The sequence below is a fragment of the Proteus terrae genome (genome assembly GCF_003144325.1).
Classification (GTDB): Bacteria; Pseudomonadota; Gammaproteobacteria; order Enterobacterales; family Enterobacteriaceae; genus Proteus; species Proteus terrae.
On the sequence record NZ_PENS01000026.1, the window covers coordinates 1 to 25,482 of the forward strand.

A 25,482-nucleotide genomic window follows, 5' to 3' on the forward strand; every position below is an offset into this window, starting at 1 on the left:
AATCGCGATGGACGACGGTTTACGTTTCGCTATCCGTGAAGGTGGCCGTACAGTAGGTGCGGGCGTTGTTGCTAAAGTATTAGGTTAATTACTCGCGTAATTTCCTAGAGAAGGGCATCGTAAGATGCCCTTTTTTATATCTGAAGATTAGATATTTTAAATCTCAGTAAAGTATTAATATTTTTTCTGCATCATCGCTGATGACACAAATAAGTAAAAAAACTTAAGTTAAATAAATAGAAATTGAAATCATAATAATTATCATTTACTATCTTGAGCGTGAGTAGTTAATGAGGTTGTTATTATGTACGTATGTCTTTGCAACGGTGTGAGTGATAAAAAAATTATCTCAACTGTCCATAAATATCAAATTCGCACTATTAATGAATTACGCAAAATCTTACCTGTTGGAAGTTGTTGCGGTAAGTGCGTACGTCAAGCCCGTCAACTTATCGAAAATGAGCAATCAGTTCTTTACCCACAAATTTCTGAAGTTGCATAACAAATTTTAAATTTCCTTTCTCTCCTCTTTGTATAAAAGGTCTACACTGAAAAGACTGGAAGCAAAGGAGCATAAAAATGAAAGGTGATAAAAAAATGATAGCCCACCTTAATAAGTTATTAGGTGGTGAGCTTGTTGCAATTAATCAGTATTTCCTACATGCCCGAATGTTTAAGAATTGGGGACTCACACGCCTCAATGAAATGGAATATCATGAATCTATAGATGAGATGAAACACGCAGATAAATATATCGAGCGCATCTTGTTCCTTGAGGGCATTCCAAATTTACAAGATTTAGGCAAACTAAACATCGGTGAAGATGTTGAAGAGATGCTACGTTCTGATCTGGAATTAGAATTAGGTGGCGCCAAAGATTTACGTGAAGCCATTGCTTACGCAGATTCAATTCATGACTATGTCAGCCGTGATCTCATGCTAGAAATTCTAACCGATGAAGAAGGGCATATTGATTGGATAGAAACCCAGCTTGAACTTATCGAACGCATGGGACTTCAAAATTATCTGCAAGCTCAAATTATTGAAGAGTAATTTAGCTTATACAGAAGGGAATAATCTATCTCCTTTAATGGATAATTAGACGCTTTTAAAAGCAAAGGTAATGAAGGTTGCCTTTGCTTTTTTTATTTTTGAAAAGATAAAACGAATTTTTATCGCTGATTTTTTATTCTTGGCTTGATTTCATCACTCAGGCAAGTATAATGCGCAGGCTCACTGATTTAGTGGGGCTGATTTATCAGCTAATGCAGATTTTATATTGCATTAATATAATACTCCCGATTGGGGAGTTATATGCAGAACGATTACACTCTCTCATCAATCGAAATGGGTACGAGTAGTGATCATTTACGTTTATAAAAAATAGTTGGAGCTCTGGTCTCATGCAGAACCAAAGAATCCGTATCCGCCTGAAAGCTTTTGATCATCGTCTGATTGATCAATCAACTGCGGAAATCGTAGAGACTGCTAAGCGCACTGGTGCGCAAGTTCGTGGTCCAATCCCACTGCCGACTCGCAAAGAGCGTTTCACAGTGTTGATTTCTCCGCACGTTAATAAAGATGCGCGTGATCAGTATGAAATTCGCACTCACAAACGTCTGGTTGACATCGTTGAGCCAACCGAGAAAACCGTTGATGCTCTGATGCGTCTGGATCTGGCTGCCGGCGTAGACGTGCAGATCAGCCTAGGTTAATCAGGTCATCAAGCGATTGAGAGGTTGAAACAATGATTGGTTTAGTCGGTAAGAAAGTAGGAATGACTCGTATCTTCACTGAAGATGGCGTTTCAATCCCTGTAACCGTTATCGAAATTGAAAACAACCGTGTTACTCAGGTCAGAGATCTGGAGAAAGACGGTTATCGTGCCATTCAGGTGACTACTGGTAGCAAAAAAGCTAACCGTGTACTGAAGCCTGAAGCAGGGCATTTTGCTAAAGCTGGTGTTGAAGCTGGCCGCTTACTACGTGAATTCCGTCTGAATGAAGGCGAAGAATACACTGTAGGTCAAAGCATTAGCGTAGAAATTTTCGCTGACGTTAAAAAAGTCGACGTTACTGGAACATCTAAAGGTAAAGGTTTTGCCGGTACTGTAAAGCGCTGGAACTTCCGTACTCAAGATGCTACCCATGGTAACTCCTTGTCTCACCGTGTTCCGGGTTCTATCGGTCAGAACCAGACTCCGGGTAAGGTGTTTAAAGGCAAGAAAATGGCAGGTCAACTGGGTAACGAACAAGTTACCGTTCAGAGCCTGGAAGTAGTACGTGTTGACGCTGAGCGCAACCTGCTGCTGGTCAAAGGTGCTGTTCCAGGTGCAACTGGCAGTGACCTGATCGTTAAACCAGCTGTCAAGGCGTAACGTCGAGGAGATAGGAATGGAATTGGTAATGAAAGACGCGCAAGGCGCGCTGACTGTTTCCGAAACTACCTTCGGGCGTGACTTTAACGAAGCGCTTGTGCATCAAGTAGTCGTTGCATACGCTGCTGGTGCTCGTCAAGGTACTCGTGCTCAGAAAACTCGTGCTGAAGTTTCTGGTTCAGGCAAAAAGCCTTGGAGACAGAAAGGTACTGGTCGTGCACGTTCAGGTTCAATCAAGAGCCCAATTTGGCGCTCTGGTGGTGTTAGCTTTGCAGCTAAACCACAGGACCACAGTCAAAAAGTAAACAAAAAGATGTACCGTGGTGCTCTGAAGAGCATTCTGTCTGAATTGGTACGTCAAGATCGTCTGATCGTCGTAGAGAATTTTTCTGTTGAAGCGCCTAAAACTAAACTTTTAGCACAGAAACTGAAAGATATGGCTCTGGTTGATGTTCTGATCGTCACTGCTGATGTAGATGAGAATCTGTATTTAGCAGCACGCAACTTATATAAAGTTGACGTACGTGATGCAGCAACAATCGACCCTGTTAGCTTAATCGCCTTCGACAAAGTCGTCATGACTGCTGACGCTGTGAAGCAAGTTGAGGAGATGCTGGCATGATCCGTGAAGAACGTCTGCTGAAAGTACTGCGCGCGCCGCATGTATCTGAAAAAGCTTCTATCGCGATGGAAAAATCAAATACCATCGTTCTCAAAGTTGCTAAAGACGCGACCAAAGCAGAGATTAAAGCAGCTGTACAAAAACTGTTTGAAGTCGAAGTTGAAAGTGTTAACACTCTGCTGATGAAAGGCAAAGTGAAACGTCACGGTCAGCGTATTGGTCGTCGTAGCGACTGGAAAAAAGCTTACGTAACCCTGAAGGAAGGCCAGAATCTGGACTTCGTCGGCGGCGCTGAGTAAGTCGGAGGAGTAAAGAACAATGGCAATTGTTAAATGTAAACCTACGTCTCCGGGCCGTCGCCACGTAGTTAAAGTGGTAAACCCTGAGCTGCATAAAGGAAAACCTTATGCGCCATTGCTGGAAAAAAACAGCAAGTCCGGTGGTCGTAACAACAATGGTCGTATCACTACCCGTCATATCGGTGGTGGTCACAAACAGGCTTACCGTATTGTTGACTTCAAACGCAACAAAGATGGTATCCCTGCGACAGTAGAACGTCTGGAATATGATCCAAACCGTTCAGCTAACATCGCTTTAGTGCTGTATGCTGATGGTGAACGTCGCTACATTCTGGCTCCAAAAGGCCTGAAAGCGGGTGATAAAGTTCAGTCTGGCGTTGATGCTGCTATCAAAGCGGGTAACACCTTACCAATGCGTAATATCCCGGTTGGTTCTACAGTTCATAACGTGGAAATGAAACCAGGTAAAGGTGGTCAGTTAGCTCGTTCAGCTGGTACTTACGTTCAGATCGTTGCTCGTGATGGTGCTTATGTCACTATTCGTCTACGTTCTGGTGAAATGCGTAAAGTTCCTTCTGATTGCCGTGCAACTATCGGTGAAGTTGGCAACTCTGAGCACATGTTACGCGTTCTGGGGAAAGCTGGTGCAAGTCGCTGGCGTGGTATTCGTCCTACCGTTCGCGGTACTGCGATGAACCCAGTCGATCACCCACATGGTGGTGGTGAAGGTCGTAACTTTGGTTTACACCCTGTAACACCTTGGGGTATCCAAACCAAAGGTAAGAAGACTCGTAAAAACAAACGCACTGAACATTTTATCGTTCATCGTCGTACTAAGAAATAATTAGAGGATAAGCCATGCCACGTTCTCTCAAGAAAGGTCCTTTCATTGACCTGCACTTGCTGAAGAAGGTAGAGAAAGCGGTGGAAAGCGGTGACAAAAAGCCTGTTAAGACTTGGTCCCGTCGTTCAACGATCTTTCCTAACATGATCGGTTTGACCATCGCTGTCCATAATGGTCGTCAGCATGTTCCAGTTTACGTTTCCGACGAAATGGTTGGTCACAAACTGGGTGAATTCGCGCCGACCCGTACTTATCGCGGTCATGCAGCCGATAAAAAGGCTAAGAAAAAATAAGGTAGGAGGAAGAGATGGAAACTATCGCTATGCATCGCCACGCTCGTTCTTCTGCTCAGAAGGTTCGCTTGGTAGCTGACCTGATTCGCGGTAAGAAAGTGTCGCAAGCTCTGGAAATTTTAACCTTTACCAACAAGAAAGCTGCTGGTTTAGTGAAGAAAGTACTGGAGTCTGCTATTGCTAATGCAGAACACAACGATGGCGCTGACATTGATGATCTGAAAGTAGCTAAGATCTTTGTTGACGAAGGTCCTTCTATGAAGCGCATTATGCCTCGTGCAAAAGGCCGTGCAGATCGTATTCTGAAGCGCACCAGCCACATCACTGTGGTTGTGTCTGATCGCTGAGACTCTGGAGACTAGCAATGGGTCAAAAAGTACATCCTAATGGTATCCGCCTTGGCATTGTCAAGCCTTGGAATTCCACATGGTATGCGGGTACCAATGAATTCGCTGACAACCTAGACAGCGATTTTAAAGTACGTCAGTACTTAACTAAAGAACTGGCTAAAGCATCTGTATCTCGTATCGTTATCGAACGTCCTGCGAAAAGCATCCGTGTGACTATTCACACTGCTCGCCCAGGCATCGTTATCGGTAAAAAAGGTGAAGATGTTGAAAAACTGCGCAAAAACGTAGCGGATATCGCTGGCGTTCCTGCGCAAATTAATATCGCCGAAGTACGTAAACCTGAACTGGACGCAAAATTAGTTGCTGACAGCATCACTTCACAGCTGGAACGTCGTGTTATGTTCCGTCGTGCTATGAAGCGTGCGGTACAGAACGCTATGCGTTTAGGCGCTAAAGGTATTAAAGTGGAAGTAAGTGGTCGTTTAGGCGGCGCTGAAATCGCTCGTACTGAATGGTATCGTGAAGGTCGTGTACCTCTGCACACTCTGCGTGCAGATATCGACTACAATACCTCAGAAGCACAAACCACTTATGGTGTGCTCGGCGTTAAGGTATGGATCTTCAAAGGTGAGATCCTGGGTGGTATGGCTGCAGTTGAACAGGCGGAAAAACCGGCTGCTCAACCTAAAAAGCAGCAGCGTAAAGGCCGCAAGTAAGGAGAGTCGCTGATGTTACAACCAAAGCGTACAAAATTCCGTAAAGTGCACAAAGGCCGCAACCGTGGCTTAGCTGCTGGTGCGGATGTAAGCTTCGGGACTTACGGTCTTAAAGCTGTGGGCCGTGGTCGTCTGACTGCACGTCAGATCGAAGCGGCACGTCGTGCAATGACCCGTGCAGTTAAGCGTCAGGGTAAAATCTGGATCCGTGTGTTCCCAGACAAACCAATCACTGAAAAGCCGCTCGAAGTCCGTATGGGTAAAGGTAAAGGTAACGTTGAGTATTGGGTTGCCTTAATCCAGCCAGGTAAAGTCCTGTATGAAATGGATGGTGTGCCTGAAGAACTGGCCCGTGAAGCATTCAAGCTGGCGGCAGCAAAACTGCCTATCAAAACCACCTTTGTAACTAAGACGGTGATGTAATGAAAGCAAAAGAGCTGCGCGAAAAGAGCGTTGAAGAGCTGAACACAGAACTGCTGAACTTACTGCGCGAGCAGTTTAACCTGCGTATGCAGGCAGCAAGTGGTCAGTTACAACAGTCTCATCTGTTGAAACAAGTGCGTCGTAATATCGCACGCGTTAAGACTTTACTGACTGAGAAGGCGGGTGCGTAATGACCGATAAAATCCGTACTCTGCAAGGTCGTGTAGTTAGTGACAAAATGGAGAAATCTATTGTCGTTGCTATCGATCGTATGGTTAAACACCCATTATATGGTAAGTTTATCCGTCGTACGACCAAACTGCATGTACATGACGAGAATAACGAATGTGGAATTGGTGACGTAGTAGAAATTCGTCAAACACGTCCACTGTCTAAGACTAAGTCTTGGGCGTTAGTTCGCGTTGTAGAAAAAGCTGTTCTGTAATAAAATAGCCTTTTCGTACGAAATAAACGGCTCAAAACTGAACGAGCCGTTTATTTTTTCTGTCCATATCGAGAATGTGGTGTTATAATGCCGCTCCCTCGTATTATGGGATATTGAACGGCCTCTTCTAATGTGGAAGTGGCTCAGTAGTAGTTGACATTTAGCGGAGCACTAAAATGATCCAAGAACAGACTATGCTGAACGTGGCCGACAACTCCGGTGCACGTCGCGTAATGTGTATCAAGGTTCTAGGTGGCTCGCACCGTCGCTACGCAGATGTAGGTGACATCATCAAAATTACCATCAAGGAAGCAATTCCACGTGGTAAAGTTAAGAAAGGTGATGTACTGAAAGCGGTAGTGGTGCGCACCAAGAAGGGTGTTCGTCGCCCTGACGGTTCTGTCATTCGCTTCGATAGCAACGCTTGTGTATTGTTAAACAACAACAGCGAGCAAGTTATTGGTACGCGTATTTTTGGGCCGGTTACTCGTGAACTTCGTAATGAGAAGTTTATGAAAATAATCTCTCTGGCACCTGAAGTACTCTAAGGAGCAGGCAATGGCAGCGAAAATCCGTCGTGATGACGAAGTTATCGTTCTTACTGGTAAAGATAAAGGTAAGCGCGGTAAAGTAAAACAGGTTCTTTCTTCTGGTAAAGTTCTCGTTGAAGGTATCAATCTGGTTAAAAAACATCAGAAGCCAGTTCCGGCTCTGAATCAACCAGGTGGCATCGTTGAAAAAGAAGCGTTTATTCAAGTTTCTAACGTTGCACTCTTCAATGCGGCAACCGGCAAGGCTGACCGTGTAGGTTTTAGATTCGAAGACGGTAAAAAAGTTCGTTTCTTCAAATCTAATAAAGAAACTATCAAGTAATTTGGAGTATACGATGGCGAAACTGCATGATTACTACAAAGACGAGGTGGTCCAACAACTGATGTCTCAGTTTGGTTACCATTCTGTCATGCAAGTCCCTCGGGTCGAGAAGATCACCCTGAATATGGGTGTTGGTGAAGCGATTGTTGATAAGAAACTGCTGGATAATGCAGCAGCTGATTTAGCAGCAATCTCAGGTCAAAAACCTTTGATCACCAAAGCACGCAAATCTGTTGCAGGCTTCAAAATCCGCCAGGGCTATCCGATCGGCTGTAAAGTGACCCTGCGTGGCGAACGCATGTGGGAGTTCTTTGAACGCTTGATCTCTATTGCTGTACCTCGTATTCGTGACTTCCGTGGTTTATCCGCTAAGTCATTTGATGGTCGTGGTAACTACAGCATGGGCGTACGTGAGCAAATCATCTTCCCTGAAATCGATTACGATAAAGTGGATCGTGTTCGTGGTTTGGATATTACCATTACTACGACTGCGAAATCAGATGATGAAGGTCGCGCACTGTTAGCAGCGTTTAACTTCCCGTTCCGCAAGTAAGGCAGGGCATTCATGGCTAAGAAATCTATGAAAGCACGTGATGTAAAACGTGCGAATTTAGCTGAGAAATTCTTCGCAAAACGCGCAGAACTGAAAGCTATCGTTTCAGATGTGAACGTGTCTGACGAAGATCGTTGGAATGCTGTTCTGAAACTGCAAACTATGCCACGTGATTCAAGTCCTTCACGTCAGCGTAATCGCTGCCGTCAAACTGGACGTCCGCACGGTTTCCTGCGGAAATTTGGCCTCAGCCGTATTAAAGTCCGTGAAGCCGCTATGCGCGGTGAAATCCCGGGCCTTAGAAAGGCTAGCTGGTAATTACCATAATTGAATCACGGGAGTAAAGACAGATGAGCATGCAAGATCCCATCGCGGATATGCTGACCCGTATCCGTAACGGTCAGGCCGCGAACAAAGTTGCGGTCACAATGCCTTCCTCCAAGCTGAAAGTGGCGATTGCCAACGTGCTTAAGGAAGAAGGTTATATCGAAGATTTTAAAATTGAAGGCGACACTAAGCCAGAACTGGAAATCACTTTAAAATATTTCCAAGGTAAGGCTGTAGTAGAAAGCATTCAGCGCGTAAGCCGTCCAAGTCTGCGCATCTATAAAAGAAAAGATGAGCTGCCACAAGTTATGGCAGGACTGGGCATCGCTGTTGTTTCTACCTCAAAAGGTGTTATGACTGATCGTGCAGCTCGCCAAGCAGGTCTTGGTGGCGAGATTATCTGCTACGTAGCTTAATTCGGGAGGAAAGAATGTCTCGTGTGGCAAAAGCACCCGTCGTCATTCCTGCCGGCGTAGAGGTTAAACTCAACGGTCAGGTAATTACGATTAAGGGTAAAAACGGCGAGCTAACTCGTACTATCCATAATGCAGTTGAAATTCAACATGCTGACAACCAGTTAACTTTCGCACCTCGCGATGGTTTTGCTGATGCATGGGCACAGGCGGGTACTACTCGTTCTCTGTTAAATGCAATGGTTGTAGGTGTTACCGAAGGCTTCACTAAGAAACTGCAACTGGTAGGTGTAGGTTATCGTGCGTCTATTAAAGGCAATGCGGTTAACTTATCAGTAGGTTTTTCACATCCAGTGGAACACCAACTGCCAGCAGGCATCACTGCTGAATGTCCAACACAAACTGAAATCGTACTGAAAGGTGCGGATAAGCAAGTGATTGGTCAAGTAGCAGCTGAACTGCGTGCTTACCGTCGCCCTGAACCTTATAAAGGTAAAGGTATTCGTTACGCCGACGAAGTTGTGCGTATCAAAGAGGCTAAGAAGAAGTAAGGTAACACTATGGATAAGAAAGCAGCTCGTATCCGTCGTGCGACCCGCGCACGCCGTAAGCTCCAGGAATTGGGTGCGACTCGCCTGGTGGTACACCGTACCCCTCGCCATATTTATGCGCAGGTTATTGCACCAAACGGTTCTGAAACTTTGGTGGCCGCTTCTACTACAGAAAAAGCTATCATTGAGCAACTGAAAAACACTGGAAACAAAGAAGCAGCAGCAGTAGTTGGTAAAATTGTTGCTGAACGCGCTCTGGAAAAAGGTATCAAAGTAGTATCATTTGACCGTTCCGGTTTCCAATATCATGGTCGAGTCCAGGCACTGGCAGATGCTGCCCGTGAAGCTGGCCTTCAGTTCTAAGGTAGGAGTGTAAGATGGCTCACATCGAGAAACAAGCTGGCGAACTGCAGGAAAAGCTGATCGCGGTAAACCGCGTATCTAAAACCGTTAAAGGTGGTCGTATCTTTAGCTTCACTGCTCTTACAGTAGTTGGTGATGGTAATGGCCGCGTTGGTTTCGGATATGGCAAAGCTCGCGAAGTTCCGGCAGCAATCCAGAAAGCGATGGAAAAAGCCCGTCGCAATATGAAAACCGTCGCTTTAAACAACGGTACTCTGTTCCACCCTGTTAAAGGTACTCACACAGGCTCTCGCGTATTTATGCAGCCTGCTTATGAAGGTACCGGTATCATCGCAGGTGGTGCAATGCGTGCAGTTCTAGAAGTGGCTGGCGTTCGTAACGTACTGGCTAAAACCTATGGTTCCACTAACCCGATTAACGTGGTTCGTGCAACACTGGACGCTTTAGATAGCATGAAGTCTCCAGATATGGTCGCAGCTAAGCGTGGTAAATCCGTTGAAGAAATTCTGGGGTAATGACCATGGCTAAGACTATTAAAATTACTCAAACACGCAGCTTAATCGGCCGTCTGCCTAAACATAAGGCAACTATGACTGGTTTAGGCCTGCGTCGCATCGGTCACACTGTAGAACGCGAAGATACACCAGCAGTTCGCGGTATGATCAACTTGGTTTCCTATATGGTTAAAGTTGAGGAGTAAGAGATGCGTTTAAATACTCTGTCTCCGGCTGAAGGTGCCAAGCATGCGCCTAAACGTGTAGGTCGTGGTATCGGTTCTGGCTTAGGTAAAACTGGCGGCCGTGGTCACAAAGGTCAGAAATCTCGTTCTGGCGGTGGCGTACGTCGTGGTTTTGAAGGTGGCCAGATGCCTTTATATCGTCGTTTACCAAAATTTGGTTTTACTTCACGTAAATCATTCGTGACTGCGGAAATCCGTCTGTCTGATTTAGCTTACGTTGAAGGCGATGTAATCGATCTGAATGCACTGAAAGCCGCAAACGTTGTTGGCCCACAGATTGAATTTGCAAAATTAATTCTGTCTGGCGAGGTTAACCGTGCAGTGACTATTCGTGGTCTGCGTGTTACCAAAGGTGCCCGTGCAGCAATCGAATCAGCTGGCGGTAAAATTGAGGAATAAGTGACAGATGGCTAAACAACCAGGTTTAGATTTTCAGAGTGCTAAAGGTGGTGTTGGTGAACTAAAACGCAGACTTTTGTTTGTTCTTGGTGCACTTATTGTCTTTAGGATTGGCTCTTTTATTCCTATCCCTGGTATTGATGCCACTGTGCTTGCCAAATTGCTCGATCAGCAAAAAGGCACCATCATTGAAATGTTTAATATGTTCTCTGGTGGTGCTCTTAGCCGTGCTTCTATCTTTGCGCTGGGTATCATGCCTTATATTTCGGCATCGATTATTATCCAACTCTTATCAGTGGTTAACCCTCGGTTAGCAGAGATTAAGAAGGAAGGGGAGGCCGGTCGTCGTAAGATCAGCCAATATACCCGTTATGGTACTTTGGTGCTGGCGATATTCCAATCAATTGGTATCGCAACAGGCTTACCGAATATGCCAGGAATGCAAGGTCTGGTAATTAATCCAGGTCTACCATTCTATATTACGGCTGTTGTGAGCTTAGTCACTGGGACAATGTTCCTAATGTGGTTAGGTGAGCAAATCACTGAACGTGGTATTGGTAACGGTATCTCAATCATTATCTTTGCAGGTATCGTTGCAGGTCTTCCACCTGCCATTGGTCAAACCATCGAGCAGGCGCGGCAAGGCGAACTGCACTTCCTCCTGTTATTGTTGGTTGCAGTATTGGTGTTCGCGGTTACTTTCTTTGTTGTTTTTGTAGAAAGAGGACAACGTCGTATCGTTGTTAACTATGCAAAACGTCAACAAGGGCGTAGAATATACGCGGCACAAAGTACACATCTACCACTTAAAGTAAATATGGCGGGTGTTATACCAGCAATTTTTGCTTCAAGTATTATCCTGTTTCCTGGTACAATAACCTCTTGGTTTGGCGATGGTACAGGGTGGGGTTGGCTGACGACGATTTCTTTAAATCTACAGCCTGGTCAACCTATTTATGTGTTACTATACGCTGCTGCAATCATATTCTTCTGTTTCTTTTATACGGCGTTGGTCTTCAACCCAAGAGAAACGGCAGATAACCTGAAGAAGTCCGGTGCATTTGTACCAGGAATTCGCCCGGGAGAGCAGACGGCTAAATATATAGATAAAGTAATGACACGTTTAACCTTAATCGGTGCCTTGTATATTACCTTTATCTGTCTCATCCCGGAGTTCATGCGTGACGCAATGAAAGTACCTTTCTATTTTGGTGGTACTTCCCTCTTAATCGTGGTTGTGGTCATCATGGATTTTATGGCTCAAGTGCAAACTCTCCTGATGTCAAGTCAGTATGAGTCTGCATTGAAAAAAGCAAATCTTAAAGGTTAATTACTGATAAGCGATTTGTTTTAGAAGTTACGGAGAGTAAAAATGAAAGTTCGTGCTTCCGTCAAGAAAATGTGCCGTAACTGCAAAATTGTTAGACGTCACGGTCACGTGCGTGTAATTTGCAGCGTCGAGCCTAAGCATAAACAGCGTCAAGGCTAATTTATTGCATTTTTTTCTTGCAAAGTTCGGTTGAGCTGGCTAAATTAGCCAGCCCAATCTTTTATAATATATACAGTATTGTTTGAGTATCCTGAAAACGGGCTTTTCAGAATAGTACTGTATAACTGCTAATTTAGGAGTGCATAGTGGCCCGTATAGCAGGCATTAACATTCCTGATCATAAACATACTGTAATCGCATTAACTTCGATTTACGGTATCGGTAAGACCCGCTCACAGGCTATCTGTGTAGCTGCTGGTATTGCTGAAAATGTTAAGATCAGTGAGCTGTCTGAAGAGCAAATCGACAAGCTGCGTGACGAAGTTGCCAAATACGTTGTAGAAGGTGATCTGCGTCGTGAAGTTACCCTGAGCATCAAACGTCTGATGGATCTTGGTACTTACCGTGGTTTACGTCATCGTCGTGGTCTACCAGTTCGCGGTCAGCGTACTAAGACTAACGCACGTACCCGTAAGGGTCCGCGTAAGCCGATCAAGAAATAATCGGGGTATTTGAACAATGGCAAAAGCACCTATTCGTGCACGTAAGCGTGTAAGAAAACAAGTCTCTGACGGTGTGGCTCATATCCATGCTTCTTTCAACAACACAATCGTTACTATTACCGATCGTCAAGGTAACGCATTGGGTTGGGCTACTGCCGGTGGTTCCGGTTTCCGTGGTTCTCGTAAATCTACTCCGTTCGCGGCTCAGGTTGCAGCAGAACGTTGCGCTGAAGCTGTTAAAGAGTACGGAATTAAGAACTTGGAAGTTATGGTTAAAGGACCTGGTCCTGGTCGTGAGTCAACTATCCGTGCATTAAACGCGGCTGGTTTCCGCATCACTAATATTACTGATGTGACTCCGATTCCTCATAACGGTTGTCGTCCACCGAAAAAACGTCGCGTTTAATAACGTTTTCGTTTTTAGGAAAGTTGGAGAAAGAAAATGGCAAGATATTTGGGTCCTAAGCTCAAGCTGAGCCGCCGTGAAGGTACAGATTTATTTCTAAAATCTGGCGTTCGGGCGATTGACACCAAGTGTAAACTGGAACAAGCACCAGGTCAGCACGGCGCACGTAAACCGCGTCTTTCTGATTACGGTGTTCAGTTACGTGAAAAACAAAAAGTACGTCGTATTTACGGTGTTCTAGAGCGTCAATTCCGTAACTACTACAAAGAAGCAACACGTCTGAAAGGCAACACAGGTGAAAACCTGCTGACTCTGCTGGAAGGTCGTCTGGATAACGTTGTTTATCGTATGGGCTTTGGCGCAACTCGCGCAGAAGCACGTCAGATGGTTAGCCATAAAGCAATCATGGTAAATGGTCGCGTGGTTAACATTGCTTCTTATCAGGTTTCCCCGAATGACGTAGTCAGCGTTCGTGAAAAATCGAAAAAACAGTCTCGTATTAAGGCTGCTTTAGAGCTGGCTGAACAGCGTGAAAAGCCAACATGGCTGGAAGTTGATGCTGCTAAGATGGAAGGTGTGTTCAAACGTATTCCTGAACGTACTGACTTATCTGCTGACATTAACGAGCACCTGATCGTCGAGCTTTACTCCAAGTAAGGCTTAGCACCAAAGAGAGGACACAATGCAGGGTTCTGTGACAGAGTTTCTAAAACCGCGCCTGGTTGATATCGAGCAAGTCAGTTCGACGCACGCCAAGGTGACCCTTGAGCCATTAGAGCGAGGCTTCGGCCATACTCTTGGTAACGCACTGCGCCGTATTCTGCTTTCGTCTATGCCGGGTTGTGCGGTAACAGAGGTTGAGATTGATGGTGTACTGCATGAGTACAGCACCAAAGAAGGTGTTCAGGAAGATATCCTAGAAATACTGCTCAACCTTAAAGGGTTGGCGGTAAAAGTTCATGGTAAAGATGAAGTTATTCTTACTTTGAGCAAATCTGGCATTGGCCCTGTTATTGCAGCCGATATCATCCATGACGGTGATGTCGAAATCGTCAAGCCGCAGCACGTTATCTGCCACCTTACAGACGAGAACGCATCTATTAATATGCGTATCAAAGTTCAGCGTGGTCGTGGTTATGTGCCGGCTTCTGCCCGAATTCATTCGGAAGAAGATGAGCGCCCTATCGGTCGCCTTTTAGTAGACGCGTGCTATAGCCCAGTTGAGCGTATTGCTTATAATGTGGAAGCAGCTCGTGTTGAACAGCGTACCGACTTGGATAAGCTGGTTATCGAGATGGAAACTAACGGTACTATCGATCCAGAAGAATCGATTCGCCGTGCAGCGACTATCCTGGCTGAACAGCTTGAAGCTTTTGTTGACTTACGTGATGTTCGTCAACCAGAAGTTAAAGAAGAGAAGCCAGAATTCGATCCTATCTTACTGCGCCCAGTAGACGATCTTGAATTGACTGTCCGCTCTGCTAACTGTCTGAAGGCAGAAGCAATCCACTACATCGGTGATCTGGTACAGCGTACTGAAGTTGAATTACTTAAGACGCCTAACCTTGGTAAGAAATCTCTTACTGAGATTAAAGACGTACTGGCGTCGCGTGGTTTATCTCTGGGCATGCGCCTTGAGAATTGGCCACCTGCAAGTATCGCTGATGAATAAGATCACAGGTTAAGGTTTTACTGAGAAGGATAAGGTCATGCGCCATCGTAAGAGTGGTCGTCAATTGAACCGCAACAGCAGCCATCGTCAGGCTATGTTTCGTAACATGGCAGGTTCTTTAGTTCGTCATGAGATCATCAAGACAACTTTGCCTAAAGCGAAAGAACTGCGTCGCGTCGTTGAGCCGCTGATTACTCTTGCCAAGACCGACAGCGTAGCTAATCGTCGTCTGGCATTCGCCCGTACTCGTGATAACGAAGTCGTGGCAAAACTGTTTACAGTATTAGGTCCGCGTTTTGCGAGCCGTGCAGGTGGTTACACTCGTATTCTGAAGTGTGGCTTCCGTGCTGGTGACAACGCTCCAATGGCTTACATTGAGCTTGTTGACCGTGCTGATTCTGAAACAGAAGCAGCAGCTGAATAATTTAATTATTATTTAGTGAAGCGAATAAAAAGACCGGATTTTTAATCCGGTTTTTTTACATCTATCGAAAATGGTAGTTATGAAATTACCGTTATAAAAATAATCTATCAAGCCATATCCTAGCCTTTCTATTTGTTATTCCATGCGTTTTTGCCTACTCTTGTGTTACATCATATTTATTTTCTGTTATTTCAGCATACTGCTATTTTAGTAAGATATGCTTCGCATTATATTTCAATTCTATTCTTTTGATTATTTGTTATGCTTATGCCATCAGTTAGAATGAGGGAATGATCCATGTATCGTATTGGGCAGGTTGCAAAATTAGCGAATGTGACAACAGATACAATCCGTTTTTATGAAAAACAGGGGTTGATGGATCATGACAGGCGAACAGAAGGCGGTTATCGCTTATATACAGAGCAAGATCTCCAACGTTTGCGTTTTATTCGTTATGCAAAAGAGTTAGGTTTTACATTAGACGCGATTACAGAGCTACTTTCTATTCGTGTTGATCCCGCTCATCACACTTGTGTTGAATCAAAACACATTGTTGATGCAAGACTTGCTGAAGTCGAAATTCGCTTGAAAGAAATGGAAAGAATGAGAGATTCACTGAAGATGTTAAGTAATGCATGTTGTGGTAGTGCTCATGAAAGTACTTATTGTTCTATTCTTGAAATACTTGAATCTGGAGCCACAAAACAATAATATCTGTACCGCATTACGTTTTATGTTCTTTAACAATTTAAGAGGTTTTTATGTCTAGCAAATATCAGCACCAGAAAGGTGTTATTAAAGATAATGCCTTAGCAGCACTTGTTCATGATCCACTATTTAGACAACGCGTGGAAAAGAATAAAAAAGGAAAAGGAAGTTATATGAGAAAAGCGAAACATGGTAAAAAGGGGAACTGGGAGGCCAGTGATAACAAAAGATTTTTTCAATTGTTATCACTGGCCTTTTAGTTTTTATTTTTGCTGATTTTTTAATAAATCACGAATTTCTGTTAATAAAGTTTCTTCTGCTGAAGGTGCCGGTGGTGCTTTAGGTGCTTCTTCTGCTTGACGGCGTGTCTTGTTAATTAATTTGATTGCACAGAAAATCGCAAATGCAACAATGGCAAAGTCAAAAACAGTTTGAATGAACATACCATAATTGAGTACAACTGCCGGCACATCCCCACTAGCATCTCTTAATACAAGACTAAACTGTTTGAAATCAATACCACCGATTAATAAGCCTAACGGCGGCATAATAATATCAGCAACTAATGATGAAACAATCTTACCGAAGGCTGCGCCAATGATGACACCGACTGCCATGTCAACAACGTTGCCTTTCATTGCGAATTCACGAAACTCTTTGAAAAAAGACATAACCACCCCTTATTTATCTATGCATAGATTTATTATGTAAAAATATAGTATCTAACATGATAATAGTAGACCATTATAAGTAACAATTACTATTATTCTTATTTCTACTTGGTCTTTATAAGAAGAATGGGCTAGGTTGGAAAAGCTTTTCTACTTCAGGGACATATTTTTTATCAGTGATAAACATAATCACATGATCTCCTTGTTCTATGGAGTGACTTGCGTTCGCAATAATAACATCTTGCTCTCTTACAATTGCACCAATGATCGTTCCAGGTGGTAGTTTTATATCTTGTATACGACGACCAACAACTTTTGATGTATTTTCATCACCATGTGCAACGGCTTCGATTGCCTCTGCAACACCTCGTCGTAATGAGGAAACGCTAACAATATCAGCTTTACGAACATGGCCTAAAAGTGCAGAAATTGTTGCTTGTTGTGGTGATATTGCAATATCAATAACCCCGCCTTGGACTAAATCAACATAAGCGCTACGCTGAATAAGCACCATCGCCTTTTTGGCACCCATTCTTTTGGCTAGCATTGCTGACATAATATTGGCTTCATCATCATTAGTCAGTGCGATAAAGACATCGATTTGTTCTATATGTTCTTCAGCAAGAAGTTCTTGATCCGATGCGTCACCATAAAAAACAATAGTATCATGGAGTAGTTCTGCAAGTTCTGTTGCACGTTGCTGATTATGTTCAATAAGCTTGACGCTATAATCTTTTTCTAATCTAGCTGCTAAACCTGCACCGACATTACCACCACCAACAATCATAATGCGTTTGTAAGGTTTTTCTAATCGTTGTAATTCACTCATTACTGCACGAATATGCTGAGATGCAACGACAAAGAAAACTTCATCTCCCGCTTCAATAATTGTGGAGCCTTGAGGTCGGATAGGTCTGTCTTGACGAAAAATTGCAGCAACACGAGTATCAATATGTGGCATATGATCGCGTAATGTTGATAGTGCATTCCCGACGAGAGAACCACCATAATATGCTTTTACCGCAACGATACTGACTTGGCCATCGGCAAAATTAACAACTTGTAAGGCACCAGGATATTGGATCAATTTATATACATAATCAATAACCAAATGCTCAGGAGAGATTAAGTAATCAATGGGAATAGCTTCTGGGAGGAAGAGTTTGTCTGCTTCACGAACAAATTCAGAGGCACGTATCCGAGCAACTTTATTGGGTGTATTAAACAAAGTGTAAGCAACTTGGCACGCTATCATATTGGTTTCGTCAGAGTTGGTGACGGCAACCAGCATATCTGCATCTTCAGCACCAGCTTCTCTTAAGATCCTTGGGTGAGAGCCATGCCCATTGACTACTCGTAAATCGAATTTATCTTGAAGTTGGCGCAAACGATCTGCATTAGTGTCAACGACAGTAATATCATTATTCTCCCCGACAAGATTTTCAGCGAGAGTACCACCTACTTGACCAGCGCCTAAGATAATAATTTTCATCGTAATTTCTCAGAGTATTCGATTAACAAATAGAAAAGAAACGCAAGATCTTAATGATCTTGCGTTGAAATAGTAGCGTTTTTTAGATCCGATATCATCTTTTATCACAAGATCATATTTTCTTGATCAATGCATAAAAGAAACCATCGCCACCTTTTTCTTCTGGTAAGCATTGGTGCTGATAATCACATTGTGCATCTTTCGTTGACGCTAAAAATGCTTCAACCTGTTGTTTATTCTCTTCAGGCAAAATAGAGCAGGTTGCATAAACCAACGTACCACCAGATTTTAAGTATGGCCAAATAGCGTGAAGGATCTCTTTTTGAATTTGAGCTAATTGCTCAATGTCTTCATTACGGCGAAGCCACTTAATATCTGGATGACGGCGGATAACGCCTGTTGCTGAGCATGGTGCATCAAGGAGAATTCGGTCAAATTGTATACCAGCACACCATTGTTCAGGATAACGACCATCACCACTTTTGACTACGGCATTAAGTTTTAAACGCGTAAGGTTCTCTTGTACACGTTTCAAACGTTGCTCATCTATATCGATTGCTAATACTTGAGCCTGAGGAGCAATCTCTAAAATATGCGTTGTTTTACCGCCCGGCGCCGCACATAAATCAAGGATCTGCTCTTTATTTTCTGGCGCCAATAATTCAGCACAACGCTGGGCTGAACGATCTTGAACTGTTACCCAACCATCAGCAAATCCTGGAAGAAGATTCACGTTACATGGGGTCTCTAAACGGATCGCAAAAGGGTGGTCATCATCAGCAACAGCGACAATTTCTTCCTTTTCAAGTAATGTTAAATATTCTTCTCGTGAATGATGGCGTTGATTTACACGTAACCACATAGGTGGTTTTTGATTATTACCTTCAACAATACTCATCCATTGTTCAGGATAGGCATGTTTAACACGGGCAAGTAGCCATGATGGATGGAGAAAACGATTTTCGCTGTTTTGAAAACGTTCATTTAGGATATCTTGTTGACGTTGAAACTGACGCAACACACCGTTAATTAATCCTTTTAACTGTGGTTTTTTTAGTGCCACAGCGCCATCTACGGTTTCGGCTAGAGCTGCATGAGCAGGAATACGAGTATAAAGAAGCTGATATAAGCCAACCATAATGAGGTAGTGTAAAATACGTTGTTTACCTTTTAATGGTTTATCCATGAGTTGCTGAATAATCCATTCTAATTGTGGCAATGTACGTAATACACCAAAGCAAAGTTCCTGTAGTAATGCTTTGTCTTTGTCTGAAACATTTTTTTGAAGTTCGGGTATGACGGTGCTTAGAGATAAGCCTTGATCTAATACTTGGTTAATTGCTTTGGCTGCAATGCTACGTAAGTTGTATGACGTTTTCATGATGAGTTAACGTTTAATATTGAGCGCCAGAGATGTACTACATTGGCGTGAAAAAAGGAAAACCCTGATAATAGTGTTAGATATCAGGGTTTAGAATAATTATTGAATGATTTTTCCAGGAGTGAACCAATCTCGCTTGGAGTTTAAGAAATCGGCAGAAGCCATAGGTTTCTTACCTGATGGTTGTAACTCTGTGATATTTAGAATGCCGTTACCTGTCGCAATATAAATACCCGTTTTATCTGCTTTTAATAAGGTTCCTGCAGGTTGATCTGTATCATCAGCAATAGCTTGTGCTTTCCATACTTTCACTGGTTGCTCGTCCAACATGAAAAAGCTCATTGGCCACGGATTGAATGCTCTTATGCAACGTTCAATCTGTTCTGCGGATAATGACCAATCAATTTTTGCTTCTTCTTTAGATAATTTTTGTGCGTAATTCGCTAAATTATCATCTTGTTTTTCTGCTTTTATTTTACCTGAGGTAATGAGATCTAACGTAGTTGTTAGAGCCTTAGGTCCAAGCTCTGCAAGCTTTTCATAAAGAGATGCACTGGTATCTTCATTCGTAATTGGGCACGAGGCTTTATACAGCATATCGCCTGTATCTAAGCCAACATCCATTTGCATAATTGTGACACCAGTTTCTTTATCTCCTGCCCACAAAGAGCGTTGAATAGGTGCAGCACCACGCCATTTAGGGAGGAGGGAACCATGCACATTAAGGCAGCCTAAACGTGGTATTTCAAGAACTGCTTTAGGTAAGATCATGCCATAAGCGACAACAATCATAATGTCTGCTTGTTGTGCTGCTATCCATTCATGATTCTCTTCTGGTTTTAAAGAGGCAGGCTGATAAACAGGAATATTATGAGTTAACGCCAGTTCTTTAACAGGGCTAATAGTCAGTTTCTTACCTCTTCCTGCGGGTTTATCTGGAGGAGTGAGTACTCCCACCACACGATGTTGAGTTGATAACAATGCAGCTAAATGTCGAGCTGCAAAATCGGGTGTTCCCGCAAAAATAATACGTAATGAATCAGACACGTTTTCTTCCTGTTTCAATTGAACTGTTACTGTCCTGCTTTAGCTCTTTTTTTATCTAGCTTATCGAGTTTTTCAACTTTTTGACGGATACGTTGGCGTTTTAATGGGGATAAATAATCCACAAATAATTTACCAACTAAATGATCCATTTCATGTTGAATACAGATAGCTAATAAATCATCAGCCTCTAACTCAAAAGGTTGACCATTGTAATCAAGGGCTTTCACTTTTACATGCTCTGCACGAGGAATAAAAGCGCGTTGTTCCGGAACAGACAAACAGCCTTCTTCTATGCCTGTATCGCCATTAGCATCGAGAAGTTCTGGGTTTATTAATACCAGTCTTTGATCCCTGGTTTCAGAGACATCAATGACGATAATGCGCTGATGGATATTCACCTGTGTCGCAGCTAAGCCGATACCTTCTTCCAAATACATTGTTTCAAACATATCATCGACAATTTTTTGAATTTCGGCATCAACTTTTTCGACTGGCTTTGCAATCGTGCGAAGGCGCTCGTCTGGATAATGTAATACGTGTAACACTGCCATAATTTATTCGGACTGTTTCTAAAATGTGAATAGGATTTAACGTCTATTCTAGACATTTATTGTCTAGATTGACAGTATTTGGTGTGTTTAGCACTCACCCTGTTTGCTAAAAACAATATTAGGATAATGCATGGATGCTAGAGAAATATGGATAAGGCTTAACGCTGTTTCAAGACTCCCCATTAATAAAGCGATTCAAATTGCAAGGTATCTACAATCTTTAACTCAATTAAATCAAGGGCTATTAATAGGTTGTGGTCTGTCAGAACAGCAAAGTCATCAATTCTTAAGACTTCATACAAATGCTGTCAACGATACATTAAAATGGTTAGATAAAAACGAATCATCATTATTAACGATTACAGATTCAGATTATCCACCCTTATTAAAGCAAATATCATCGCCCCCGCTTTTGCTTTTTGTTGCAGGGAATAGGCAGCATTTAAAAAGCACACAAATTGCATTAATTGGTAGTCGAGTTGCTACACCATATGGTTCCAAATGGGCAACTTATTTTGCGCAGGAACTAGTAAAGAAAGAGTTAACTATTACGAGTGGGTTAGCTCAAGGTATTGATGGTATTGGACATCGAAGTGCATTAAAAAATAATGGTATTACTATTGCTGTACTAGGAAGTGGTTTAGAGCAGATTTATCCGTCATTTCATCGTACTCTTGCGACACAAATAAAAGAATCTGGTCTTCTTATTTCTGAGCATTTACCTATGACACCGCCTTTAGCGCGCCATTTCCCTCAACGTAATCGGATTATTAGTGGGCTAAGTACTGCACTACTTATTGTTGAAGCTGGAATTAAAAGCGGTTCTTTAATAACAGCAAACTATGCTTTGCAACAAGGTAAAGAGTTGTTCGTGTTACCGGGACTATTGGGTGATATTCATTTTGAAGGTAATCACCAACTTATTAAGCAAGGTGCAAATTTAGCATCCTCACCTGAAGATATCTTTGAATATTTAAATAGCTCTTTGCAGTGGCTTACTTGTGTTAATGAGTATCAACAAAAACAAATTACAGAAGAATATACAACACTTATTAATAATGAAAAACAAGAGGCTAAAGTAGAACAATTTACACCAGAACAACAACAGGCAATGGATGTGATATTACCTTTTCTACGTTTTAATAAAGCAGTACCCATTGATATCATTGCTCAGGATAGTGGATTATCAACTTCTGAATTAGCTCCTCTTTTATTAGAACTTGAGCTTATTGAAAAAGTCGCTATTGTGGCTGGTGGTTATACTCGATTGGAATAAGTGTAATGAGGTAAAACAATGGCAAAGAATATGCCGTTTACACAACAACCTGAACAGGAAAAATGTCCTGAATGTGGTAGCGCATTAGTGATGAAAAATGGAGGACATGGCCCTTTTTTAGGATGTTCGGCTTACCCTGATTGCCACTATATTAAAACATTAAAATCACAGGGTGATGGGCAAATTATAAAAGTTTTAGAAGGGCAACCTTGTAAGTGTTGTGGTGCTGATTTAGTTTTGCGTCAGGGTAAATTTGGGATGTTTATTGGTTGTAGTAATTATCCTGAATGTGAACATATAGAACAAATTGATAAACCTGATGAAACCGTTATATCTTGTCCTCAATGCGAAAAAGGAAAATTACTACAACGTAAGTCTAGGTTTGGTAAGACATTTTATGCTTGTAACCAATATCCAGAATGCCAATTTGTATTAAATAACAAGCCTGTTAATGGTGAGTGCGAACATTGCCACTATCCATTATTGATGGAAAAAAGGTCTTCTCAAGGAGTAAGATTGGTGTGTGCCAGCAAATTATGTGGAAAGCAGCAAACAAAAAGAGAAGAACATGAATAACGAAGCATCACCTGTAAGCAACACTATAATCGCAGCATTAAAAAATAATAAAGTTATCGCATATCCAACAGAAGCTGTATTTGGGGTAGGTTGTGATCCTGATAGCGAGCATGCTGTTATGGCATTATTAATGTTAAAACAACGCTCAATTGACAAAGGGCTAATTTTAATTGCTGACAATTATGAGCAATTGAAACCTTATATCGACGATAGTGCATTGACTCAAACTCAGCGAGATAAAATGTTTGCGTCTTGGCCAGGACCTGTTACATGGGTTATTCCTGCCAAATCAACAACGCCAAAGTGGTTAACTGGAAAATTTACTTCTTTAGCTGTGAGAGTAACAGATCATCCAGTTGTTAAAGAACTCTGCCTATCCTATGGAAAACCTTTAGTTTCGACGAGTGCGAATTTAAGTGGATTACCACCATGTCGTACAGTTGAAGAAGTAAAAGAACAGTTTCAGGATACAATTTCTATCGTTGAAGGGAATGTTGGTGGTAGACAGAATCCTTCTGAAATTCGAGATGCATTAACGGGTGAATTATACCGACAAGGATGATTGTGATGGAAAAATATTTAGTGATGGGAAATCCTATCGAGCATAGTCAGTCTCCTTTCATCCACCAATTTTTTTCAAAACAAACAGGAATAGAGTATGGCTATGGGCGTTTACTTGTTCCTCTAGGTGAATTTGATAAAACAGCCTCTCATTTTTTTTCTAATGGGGGGCGAGGTGCAAATGTTACAGTTCCTTTTAAAGAAGATGCATTCCATTTTGTGGATAAATTAACGGATAGAGCGAAAGCATGTGGTGCAGTTAACTCTATTGTTAAATTGGAAGATGGCTCACTCCTTGGTGATAACACTGACGGGCAAGGGCTTATTTTGGATTTAGCAAGACTCGATTTTATTGTGCCTAATAAGGTTAAATCAGTCTTAGTTATTGGCGCAGGTGGCGCAACAAGAGGAATATTGCTTCCATTACTCGATTTTGATTGTGATATTACTTTAACCAACCGTACATTTGCTAAAGCTGAACAATTAGTAAAAGAATTTAGTCAGTTTGGAACGATCCGAGCAATAGCTACTGAAGATGTTGCCGATAGACATTACGATTTAATTATAAATGCCTCTGCATCCAGCATGACTAATGATTTACCGCCTATTCCTAACGATGTTTATGGTTTTGATACAGCATGCTACGACCTTTATTATCAAACAGGGATGACATCATTTCTATATAACGCATTAAAACATGGGAGTACACGTTTATCAGATGGATTAGGTATGTTAGTAGGACAAGCCGCTTATGCATTTGAACTGTGGTATGAACTTGTGCCAGATATTAATCCTGTCCTTAATGTATTAAGAGAAAGATTGAATCAATGAACCAATCCATTCAATTTCCAGATCGTGAAATATGGCTAGCTGAGAACAGGAGTGTTCTTTTTCCTATAATGATCAACGGAATGCTTTTTGATTGTCAAATTACAGAGCAAGAGCTTATTGAGCGTTTTGGTGTTGGGGAAGGAATTTTATTATTTAAACAAAATCGTTGGGATATTGAAGATGAATTTGAAGAGTTGGTAACGGAATATGAGTTATCAACTCTCCATCCTATCTATTCTTTATCAATGTCAGATTGACGAGTGGCTAAATAGTTATTTTTCCACCCTACATAATTATTAGCAGAATAGATAAAGTGCTCTATTTCTGCTGATGAAAGCGGGCGGATTTTTTTCACTGGACTTCCTAAATAAAGAAAACCACTTTCAAGTCGCTTTCCTGGTGGAACTAAACTACCTGCGCCAATCATTACATCGTCTTCAATAATTGCCCCATCAAGTAAAATAGAACCCATTCCGACTAAAACACGATCTCCTATTGTGCACCCGTGCAACATTGCTTTGTGCCCAACAGTAACATTATCGCCAATAATAAGAGGAAAACCTTCAGGATCCTTGGGTGACATGTGAGTGACATGAAGAACTGAACCATCTTGAATATTTGATCTTTTGCCTATACTCACGTAATTCACATCACCACGAATAACAACCATAGGCCAGATACTGACATCTTCACTAATGCGTACATCTCCAATCACAGTTGCTGTTTCATCAATAAAAACATCTTTATCAATAGAAGGCGAAAGGTGTAAGTAATTCCTGATTGTTGATTTCCCCATAATTTAACCTCGCTTTTGGTTTCACTTCATAATAAGAAAAGCATAGCAGCGGATAGGGCGGGCTGGCGAGAGTAATGATTTTTATACTGTAAGACTATAAAAATCGATAATAAAGGGGAAAGTTGAGTAACAGAGTGTGATTGATAGAATCTACCGAATAGACAATAACAAGATAAAGCGTATATTTTTTACACGCAAAAGATTTTTTTTGTATCAAAAATAGACGTAAAGTTCAAAAAGAGAACGAACAGAGAAAAAGTTGAAATAAATACTTGCGCTAATCCGAGAACTCCCTATAATGCGCATCCACTGACCGACGATGAGCTGACAACAGCCACGAAGGACAGCGAAGAGAAAAGAAAAAAGTTTGAAAAAACTCTTGACTCTTCAGGGGAATAACGTAATATACGCCTCCTCGCAACAACGCAGAAGACCGGAAACGGCAGCGAATGTTGCACTGCTCTTTAACAAATTATCAGACAATCTGTGTGGGCACTCGCAGAGACGATAT

Annotated in this window: 44 protein-coding genes; 38 read left to right on the forward strand and 6 right to left on the reverse strand. The window is 42.2% G+C overall.

Translation table 11 applies throughout. The features are described 5' to 3' along the window. The 33 genes from DK857_RS18485 to DK857_RS18645 form a co-directional block, all read left to right on the forward strand. A partial coding sequence (locus DK857_RS18485) for an EF-Tu C-terminal domain-related protein (protein WP_000507907.1) occupies window positions 1-88 on the forward strand: 88 nt, incomplete at its 5' end. Between the two features lie 216 nt (window positions 89-304). Beyond that, window positions 305-502, forward strand: coding sequence for a bacterioferritin-associated ferredoxin (gene bfd / locus DK857_RS18490; protein WP_109395559.1), 198 nt, complete (start codon window positions 305-307; stop codon window positions 500-502). Window positions 503-579: 77 nt separating this feature from the next. Beyond that, a complete protein-coding gene (bfr, locus tag DK857_RS18495; RefSeq protein WP_075674372.1) occupies window positions 580-1,053 on the forward strand; it encodes a bacterioferritin in 474 nt (157 codons plus the stop codon). Between the two features lie 350 nt (window positions 1,054-1,403). Next, window positions 1,404-1,715 (forward strand): 30S ribosomal protein S10, encoded by a 312-nt coding sequence (gene rpsJ / locus DK857_RS18500; protein ID WP_001181005.1) that lies wholly within the window; start codon window positions 1,404-1,406, stop codon window positions 1,713-1,715. 32 nt (window positions 1,716-1,747) lie between these two features. Continuing rightward, complete coding sequence (gene rplC / locus DK857_RS18505) at window positions 1,748-2,377, forward strand: 50S ribosomal protein L3 (protein ID WP_023583465.1); 630 nt, start codon at window positions 1,748-1,750, stop codon at window positions 2,375-2,377. A 16-nt stretch (window positions 2,378-2,393) separates the two neighbouring features. Next, complete coding sequence (gene rplD, locus DK857_RS18510) at window positions 2,394-2,999, forward strand: 50S ribosomal protein L4 (RefSeq protein ID WP_088494062.1); 606 nt, start codon at window positions 2,394-2,396, stop codon at window positions 2,997-2,999. Next, window positions 2,996-3,298 (forward strand): 50S ribosomal protein L23, encoded by a 303-nt coding sequence (gene rplW / locus DK857_RS18515; RefSeq protein WP_004246962.1) that lies wholly within the window; start codon window positions 2,996-2,998, stop codon window positions 3,296-3,298. Before rplD ends, rplW begins: the two co-directional genes overlap by 4 nt. Window positions 3,299-3,317: 19 nt before the next feature. Continuing rightward, window positions 3,318-4,142, forward strand: coding sequence for a 50S ribosomal protein L2 (gene rplB / locus DK857_RS18520; protein WP_099660734.1), 825 nt, complete (start codon window positions 3,318-3,320; stop codon window positions 4,140-4,142). Window positions 4,143-4,156: 14 nt separating this feature from the next. Further along, window positions 4,157-4,435, forward strand: coding sequence for a 30S ribosomal protein S19 (gene rpsS / locus DK857_RS18525; protein WP_004246960.1), 279 nt, complete (start codon window positions 4,157-4,159; stop codon window positions 4,433-4,435). A 14-nt stretch (window positions 4,436-4,449) separates the two neighbouring features. Then, a complete protein-coding gene (gene rplV, locus DK857_RS18530) occupies window positions 4,450-4,782 on the forward strand; it encodes a 50S ribosomal protein L22 (RefSeq protein ID WP_006535498.1) in 333 nt (110 codons plus the stop codon). A 17-nt stretch (window positions 4,783-4,799) separates the two neighbouring features. Then, window positions 4,800-5,501, forward strand: a complete 702-nt coding sequence (gene rpsC, locus DK857_RS18535) for a 30S ribosomal protein S3 (RefSeq protein ID WP_023583467.1) — start codon at window positions 4,800-4,802, stop codon at window positions 5,499-5,501. A gap of 12 nt (window positions 5,502-5,513) precedes the next feature. After that, complete coding sequence (rplP, locus tag DK857_RS18540) at window positions 5,514-5,924, forward strand: 50S ribosomal protein L16 (protein WP_006535500.1); 411 nt, start codon at window positions 5,514-5,516, stop codon at window positions 5,922-5,924. Then, on the forward strand, window positions 5,924-6,115 hold the full coding sequence (gene rpmC, locus DK857_RS18545) for a 50S ribosomal protein L29 (protein WP_004238624.1): 192 nt from the start codon (window positions 5,924-5,926) through the stop codon (window positions 6,113-6,115). The genes rplP and rpmC overlap by 1 nt, the downstream gene beginning before the upstream one ends. Further along, window positions 6,115-6,369 carry a 30S ribosomal protein S17 gene (gene rpsQ, locus DK857_RS18550; protein WP_023583468.1) on the forward strand — a complete coding sequence of 85 codons (255 nt, stop codon included), beginning with the start codon at window positions 6,115-6,117 and terminating at the stop codon, window positions 6,367-6,369. Before rpmC ends, rpsQ begins: the two co-directional genes overlap by 1 nt. Before the next feature lie 176 nt (window positions 6,370-6,545). Next, window positions 6,546-6,917, forward strand: a complete 372-nt coding sequence (gene rplN, locus DK857_RS18555) for a 50S ribosomal protein L14 (protein WP_004246955.1) — start codon at window positions 6,546-6,548, stop codon at window positions 6,915-6,917. A gap of 10 nt (window positions 6,918-6,927) precedes the next feature. Further along, complete coding sequence (rplX, locus tag DK857_RS18560) at window positions 6,928-7,242, forward strand: 50S ribosomal protein L24 (protein WP_075674042.1); 315 nt, start codon at window positions 6,928-6,930, stop codon at window positions 7,240-7,242. Window positions 7,243-7,255: 13 nt separating this feature from the next. Next, window positions 7,256-7,795 (forward strand): 50S ribosomal protein L5, encoded by a 540-nt coding sequence (rplE, locus tag DK857_RS18565; protein ID WP_075674041.1) that lies wholly within the window; start codon window positions 7,256-7,258, stop codon window positions 7,793-7,795. A gap of 12 nt (window positions 7,796-7,807) precedes the next feature. After that, window positions 7,808-8,113: a 30S ribosomal protein S14 gene (rpsN, locus tag DK857_RS18570; RefSeq protein WP_006535503.1), complete on the forward strand. Its 306-nt coding sequence runs from the start codon at window positions 7,808-7,810 to the stop codon at window positions 8,111-8,113. A gap of 32 nt (window positions 8,114-8,145) precedes the next feature. Further along, the gene (rpsH, locus tag DK857_RS18575) at window positions 8,146-8,538 is read left to right on the forward strand and encodes a 30S ribosomal protein S8 (RefSeq protein WP_004246950.1); all 393 of its coding nucleotides are present in this window, start codon (window positions 8,146-8,148) and stop codon (window positions 8,536-8,538) included. A 14-nt stretch (window positions 8,539-8,552) separates the two neighbouring features. After that, complete coding sequence (rplF, locus tag DK857_RS18580) at window positions 8,553-9,086, forward strand: 50S ribosomal protein L6 (RefSeq protein ID WP_036933221.1); 534 nt, start codon at window positions 8,553-8,555, stop codon at window positions 9,084-9,086. Window positions 9,087-9,095: 9 nt separating this feature from the next. Next, window positions 9,096-9,449, forward strand: coding sequence for a 50S ribosomal protein L18 (gene rplR, locus DK857_RS18585; RefSeq protein ID WP_023583471.1), 354 nt, complete (start codon window positions 9,096-9,098; stop codon window positions 9,447-9,449). A gap of 14 nt (window positions 9,450-9,463) precedes the next feature. Then, window positions 9,464-9,964, forward strand: coding sequence for a 30S ribosomal protein S5 (gene rpsE, locus DK857_RS18590; RefSeq protein ID WP_109395558.1), 501 nt, complete (start codon window positions 9,464-9,466; stop codon window positions 9,962-9,964). A gap of 5 nt (window positions 9,965-9,969) precedes the next feature. Continuing rightward, window positions 9,970-10,149 (forward strand): 50S ribosomal protein L30, encoded by a 180-nt coding sequence (rpmD, locus tag DK857_RS18595; RefSeq protein ID WP_036914634.1) that lies wholly within the window; start codon window positions 9,970-9,972, stop codon window positions 10,147-10,149. Between the two features lie 3 nt (window positions 10,150-10,152). Next, window positions 10,153-10,587, forward strand: coding sequence for a 50S ribosomal protein L15 (gene rplO / locus DK857_RS18600; RefSeq protein ID WP_004246944.1), 435 nt, complete (start codon window positions 10,153-10,155; stop codon window positions 10,585-10,587). A 7-nt stretch (window positions 10,588-10,594) separates the two neighbouring features. Continuing rightward, the gene (gene secY, locus DK857_RS18605) at window positions 10,595-11,917 is read left to right on the forward strand and encodes a preprotein translocase subunit SecY (RefSeq protein ID WP_006535510.1); all 1,323 of its coding nucleotides are present in this window, start codon (window positions 10,595-10,597) and stop codon (window positions 11,915-11,917) included. A gap of 42 nt (window positions 11,918-11,959) precedes the next feature. Beyond that, window positions 11,960-12,076, forward strand: coding sequence for a 50S ribosomal protein L36 (gene rpmJ / locus DK857_RS18610; protein ID WP_071788572.1), 117 nt, complete (start codon window positions 11,960-11,962; stop codon window positions 12,074-12,076). A gap of 146 nt (window positions 12,077-12,222) precedes the next feature. Continuing rightward, a complete protein-coding gene (rpsM, locus tag DK857_RS18615; RefSeq protein ID WP_036914623.1) occupies window positions 12,223-12,579 on the forward strand; it encodes a 30S ribosomal protein S13 in 357 nt (118 codons plus the stop codon). Between the two features lie 16 nt (window positions 12,580-12,595). Then, window positions 12,596-12,985 (forward strand): 30S ribosomal protein S11, encoded by a 390-nt coding sequence (gene rpsK / locus DK857_RS18620; RefSeq protein ID WP_002919257.1) that lies wholly within the window; start codon window positions 12,596-12,598, stop codon window positions 12,983-12,985. 36 nt (window positions 12,986-13,021) lie between these two features. Next, complete coding sequence (gene rpsD / locus DK857_RS18625) at window positions 13,022-13,642, forward strand: 30S ribosomal protein S4 (protein WP_004246942.1); 621 nt, start codon at window positions 13,022-13,024, stop codon at window positions 13,640-13,642. A gap of 25 nt (window positions 13,643-13,667) precedes the next feature. After that, entirely contained in the window at window positions 13,668-14,657 is a 990-nt protein-coding gene (locus tag DK857_RS18630; RefSeq protein WP_006535513.1) for a DNA-directed RNA polymerase subunit alpha, read from the forward strand. Between the two features lie 37 nt (window positions 14,658-14,694). Beyond that, window positions 14,695-15,081: a 50S ribosomal protein L17 gene (gene rplQ / locus DK857_RS18635; RefSeq protein ID WP_004246940.1), complete on the forward strand. Its 387-nt coding sequence runs from the start codon at window positions 14,695-14,697 to the stop codon at window positions 15,079-15,081. Between the two features lie 297 nt (window positions 15,082-15,378). After that, the gene (zntR, locus tag DK857_RS18640; protein WP_069368787.1) at window positions 15,379-15,792 is read left to right on the forward strand and encodes a Zn(2+)-responsive transcriptional regulator; all 414 of its coding nucleotides are present in this window, start codon (window positions 15,379-15,381) and stop codon (window positions 15,790-15,792) included. 50 nt (window positions 15,793-15,842) lie between these two features. Beyond that, window positions 15,843-16,049, forward strand: a complete 207-nt coding sequence (locus DK857_RS18645) for an alternative ribosome-rescue factor A (protein ID WP_109395557.1) — start codon at window positions 15,843-15,845, stop codon at window positions 16,047-16,049. A 3-nt stretch (window positions 16,050-16,052) separates the two neighbouring features. Here the strand turns inward: DK857_RS18645 and mscL are convergent, their stop codons facing one another. The 5 genes from mscL to def form a co-directional block, all read right to left on the reverse strand. Next, on the reverse strand, window positions 16,053-16,460 hold the full coding sequence (mscL, locus tag DK857_RS18650; protein ID WP_023583476.1) for a large-conductance mechanosensitive channel protein MscL: 408 nt from the start codon (window positions 16,458-16,460) through the stop codon (window positions 16,053-16,055). A 115-nt stretch (window positions 16,461-16,575) separates the two neighbouring features. Beyond that, a complete protein-coding gene (gene trkA, locus DK857_RS18655) occupies window positions 16,576-17,952 on the reverse strand; it encodes a Trk system potassium transporter TrkA (RefSeq protein WP_075674039.1) in 1,377 nt (458 codons plus the stop codon). Between the two features lie 112 nt (window positions 17,953-18,064). Beyond that, on the reverse strand, window positions 18,065-19,333 hold the full coding sequence (gene rsmB, locus DK857_RS18660; RefSeq protein ID WP_109395556.1) for a 16S rRNA (cytosine(967)-C(5))-methyltransferase RsmB: 1,269 nt from the start codon (window positions 19,331-19,333) through the stop codon (window positions 18,065-18,067). Between the two features lie 99 nt (window positions 19,334-19,432). Then, the gene (gene fmt / locus DK857_RS18665; RefSeq protein ID WP_109402949.1) at window positions 19,433-20,380 is read right to left on the reverse strand and encodes a methionyl-tRNA formyltransferase; all 948 of its coding nucleotides are present in this window, start codon (window positions 20,378-20,380) and stop codon (window positions 19,433-19,435) included. 26 nt (window positions 20,381-20,406) lie between these two features. Next, a complete protein-coding gene (gene def, locus DK857_RS18670; RefSeq protein ID WP_109395554.1) occupies window positions 20,407-20,931 on the reverse strand; it encodes a peptide deformylase in 525 nt (174 codons plus the stop codon). 130 nt (window positions 20,932-21,061) lie between these two features. Between def and dprA the strand changes: the two genes are divergently transcribed. The 5 genes from dprA to DK857_RS18695 are packed head-to-tail and all read left to right on the forward strand — an operon-like array spanning window position 21,062 to window position 24,432. Next, window positions 21,062-22,207: a DNA-processing protein DprA gene (dprA, locus tag DK857_RS18675; protein ID WP_109395553.1), complete on the forward strand. Its 1,146-nt coding sequence runs from the start codon at window positions 21,062-21,064 to the stop codon at window positions 22,205-22,207. A gap of 18 nt (window positions 22,208-22,225) precedes the next feature. Further along, complete coding sequence (locus tag DK857_RS18680; protein ID WP_109402950.1) at window positions 22,226-22,783, forward strand: DNA topoisomerase family protein; 558 nt, start codon at window positions 22,226-22,228, stop codon at window positions 22,781-22,783. Then, window positions 22,776-23,345 (forward strand): L-threonylcarbamoyladenylate synthase type 1 TsaC, encoded by a 570-nt coding sequence (tsaC, locus tag DK857_RS18685; protein WP_109395551.1) that lies wholly within the window; start codon window positions 22,776-22,778, stop codon window positions 23,343-23,345. Before DK857_RS18680 ends, tsaC begins: the two co-directional genes overlap by 8 nt. Before the next feature lie 5 nt (window positions 23,346-23,350). Next, entirely contained in the window at window positions 23,351-24,175 is an 825-nt protein-coding gene (aroE, locus tag DK857_RS18690) for a shikimate dehydrogenase (RefSeq protein ID WP_109395550.1), read from the forward strand. Then, window positions 24,172-24,432 carry a DUF1488 family protein gene (locus DK857_RS18695; protein ID WP_109395549.1) on the forward strand — a complete coding sequence of 87 codons (261 nt, stop codon included), beginning with the start codon at window positions 24,172-24,174 and terminating at the stop codon, window positions 24,430-24,432. The genes aroE and DK857_RS18695 overlap by 4 nt, the downstream gene beginning before the upstream one ends. On the opposite strand, the gene DK857_RS18700 is transcribed toward DK857_RS18695, so the two are convergent. Next, window positions 24,408-24,971: a gamma carbonic anhydrase family protein gene (locus tag DK857_RS18700; RefSeq protein WP_109395548.1), complete on the reverse strand. Its 564-nt coding sequence runs from the start codon at window positions 24,969-24,971 to the stop codon at window positions 24,408-24,410. The genes DK857_RS18695 and DK857_RS18700 overlap by 25 nt on opposite strands. Window positions 24,972-25,482: the final 511 nt, after the last annotated feature.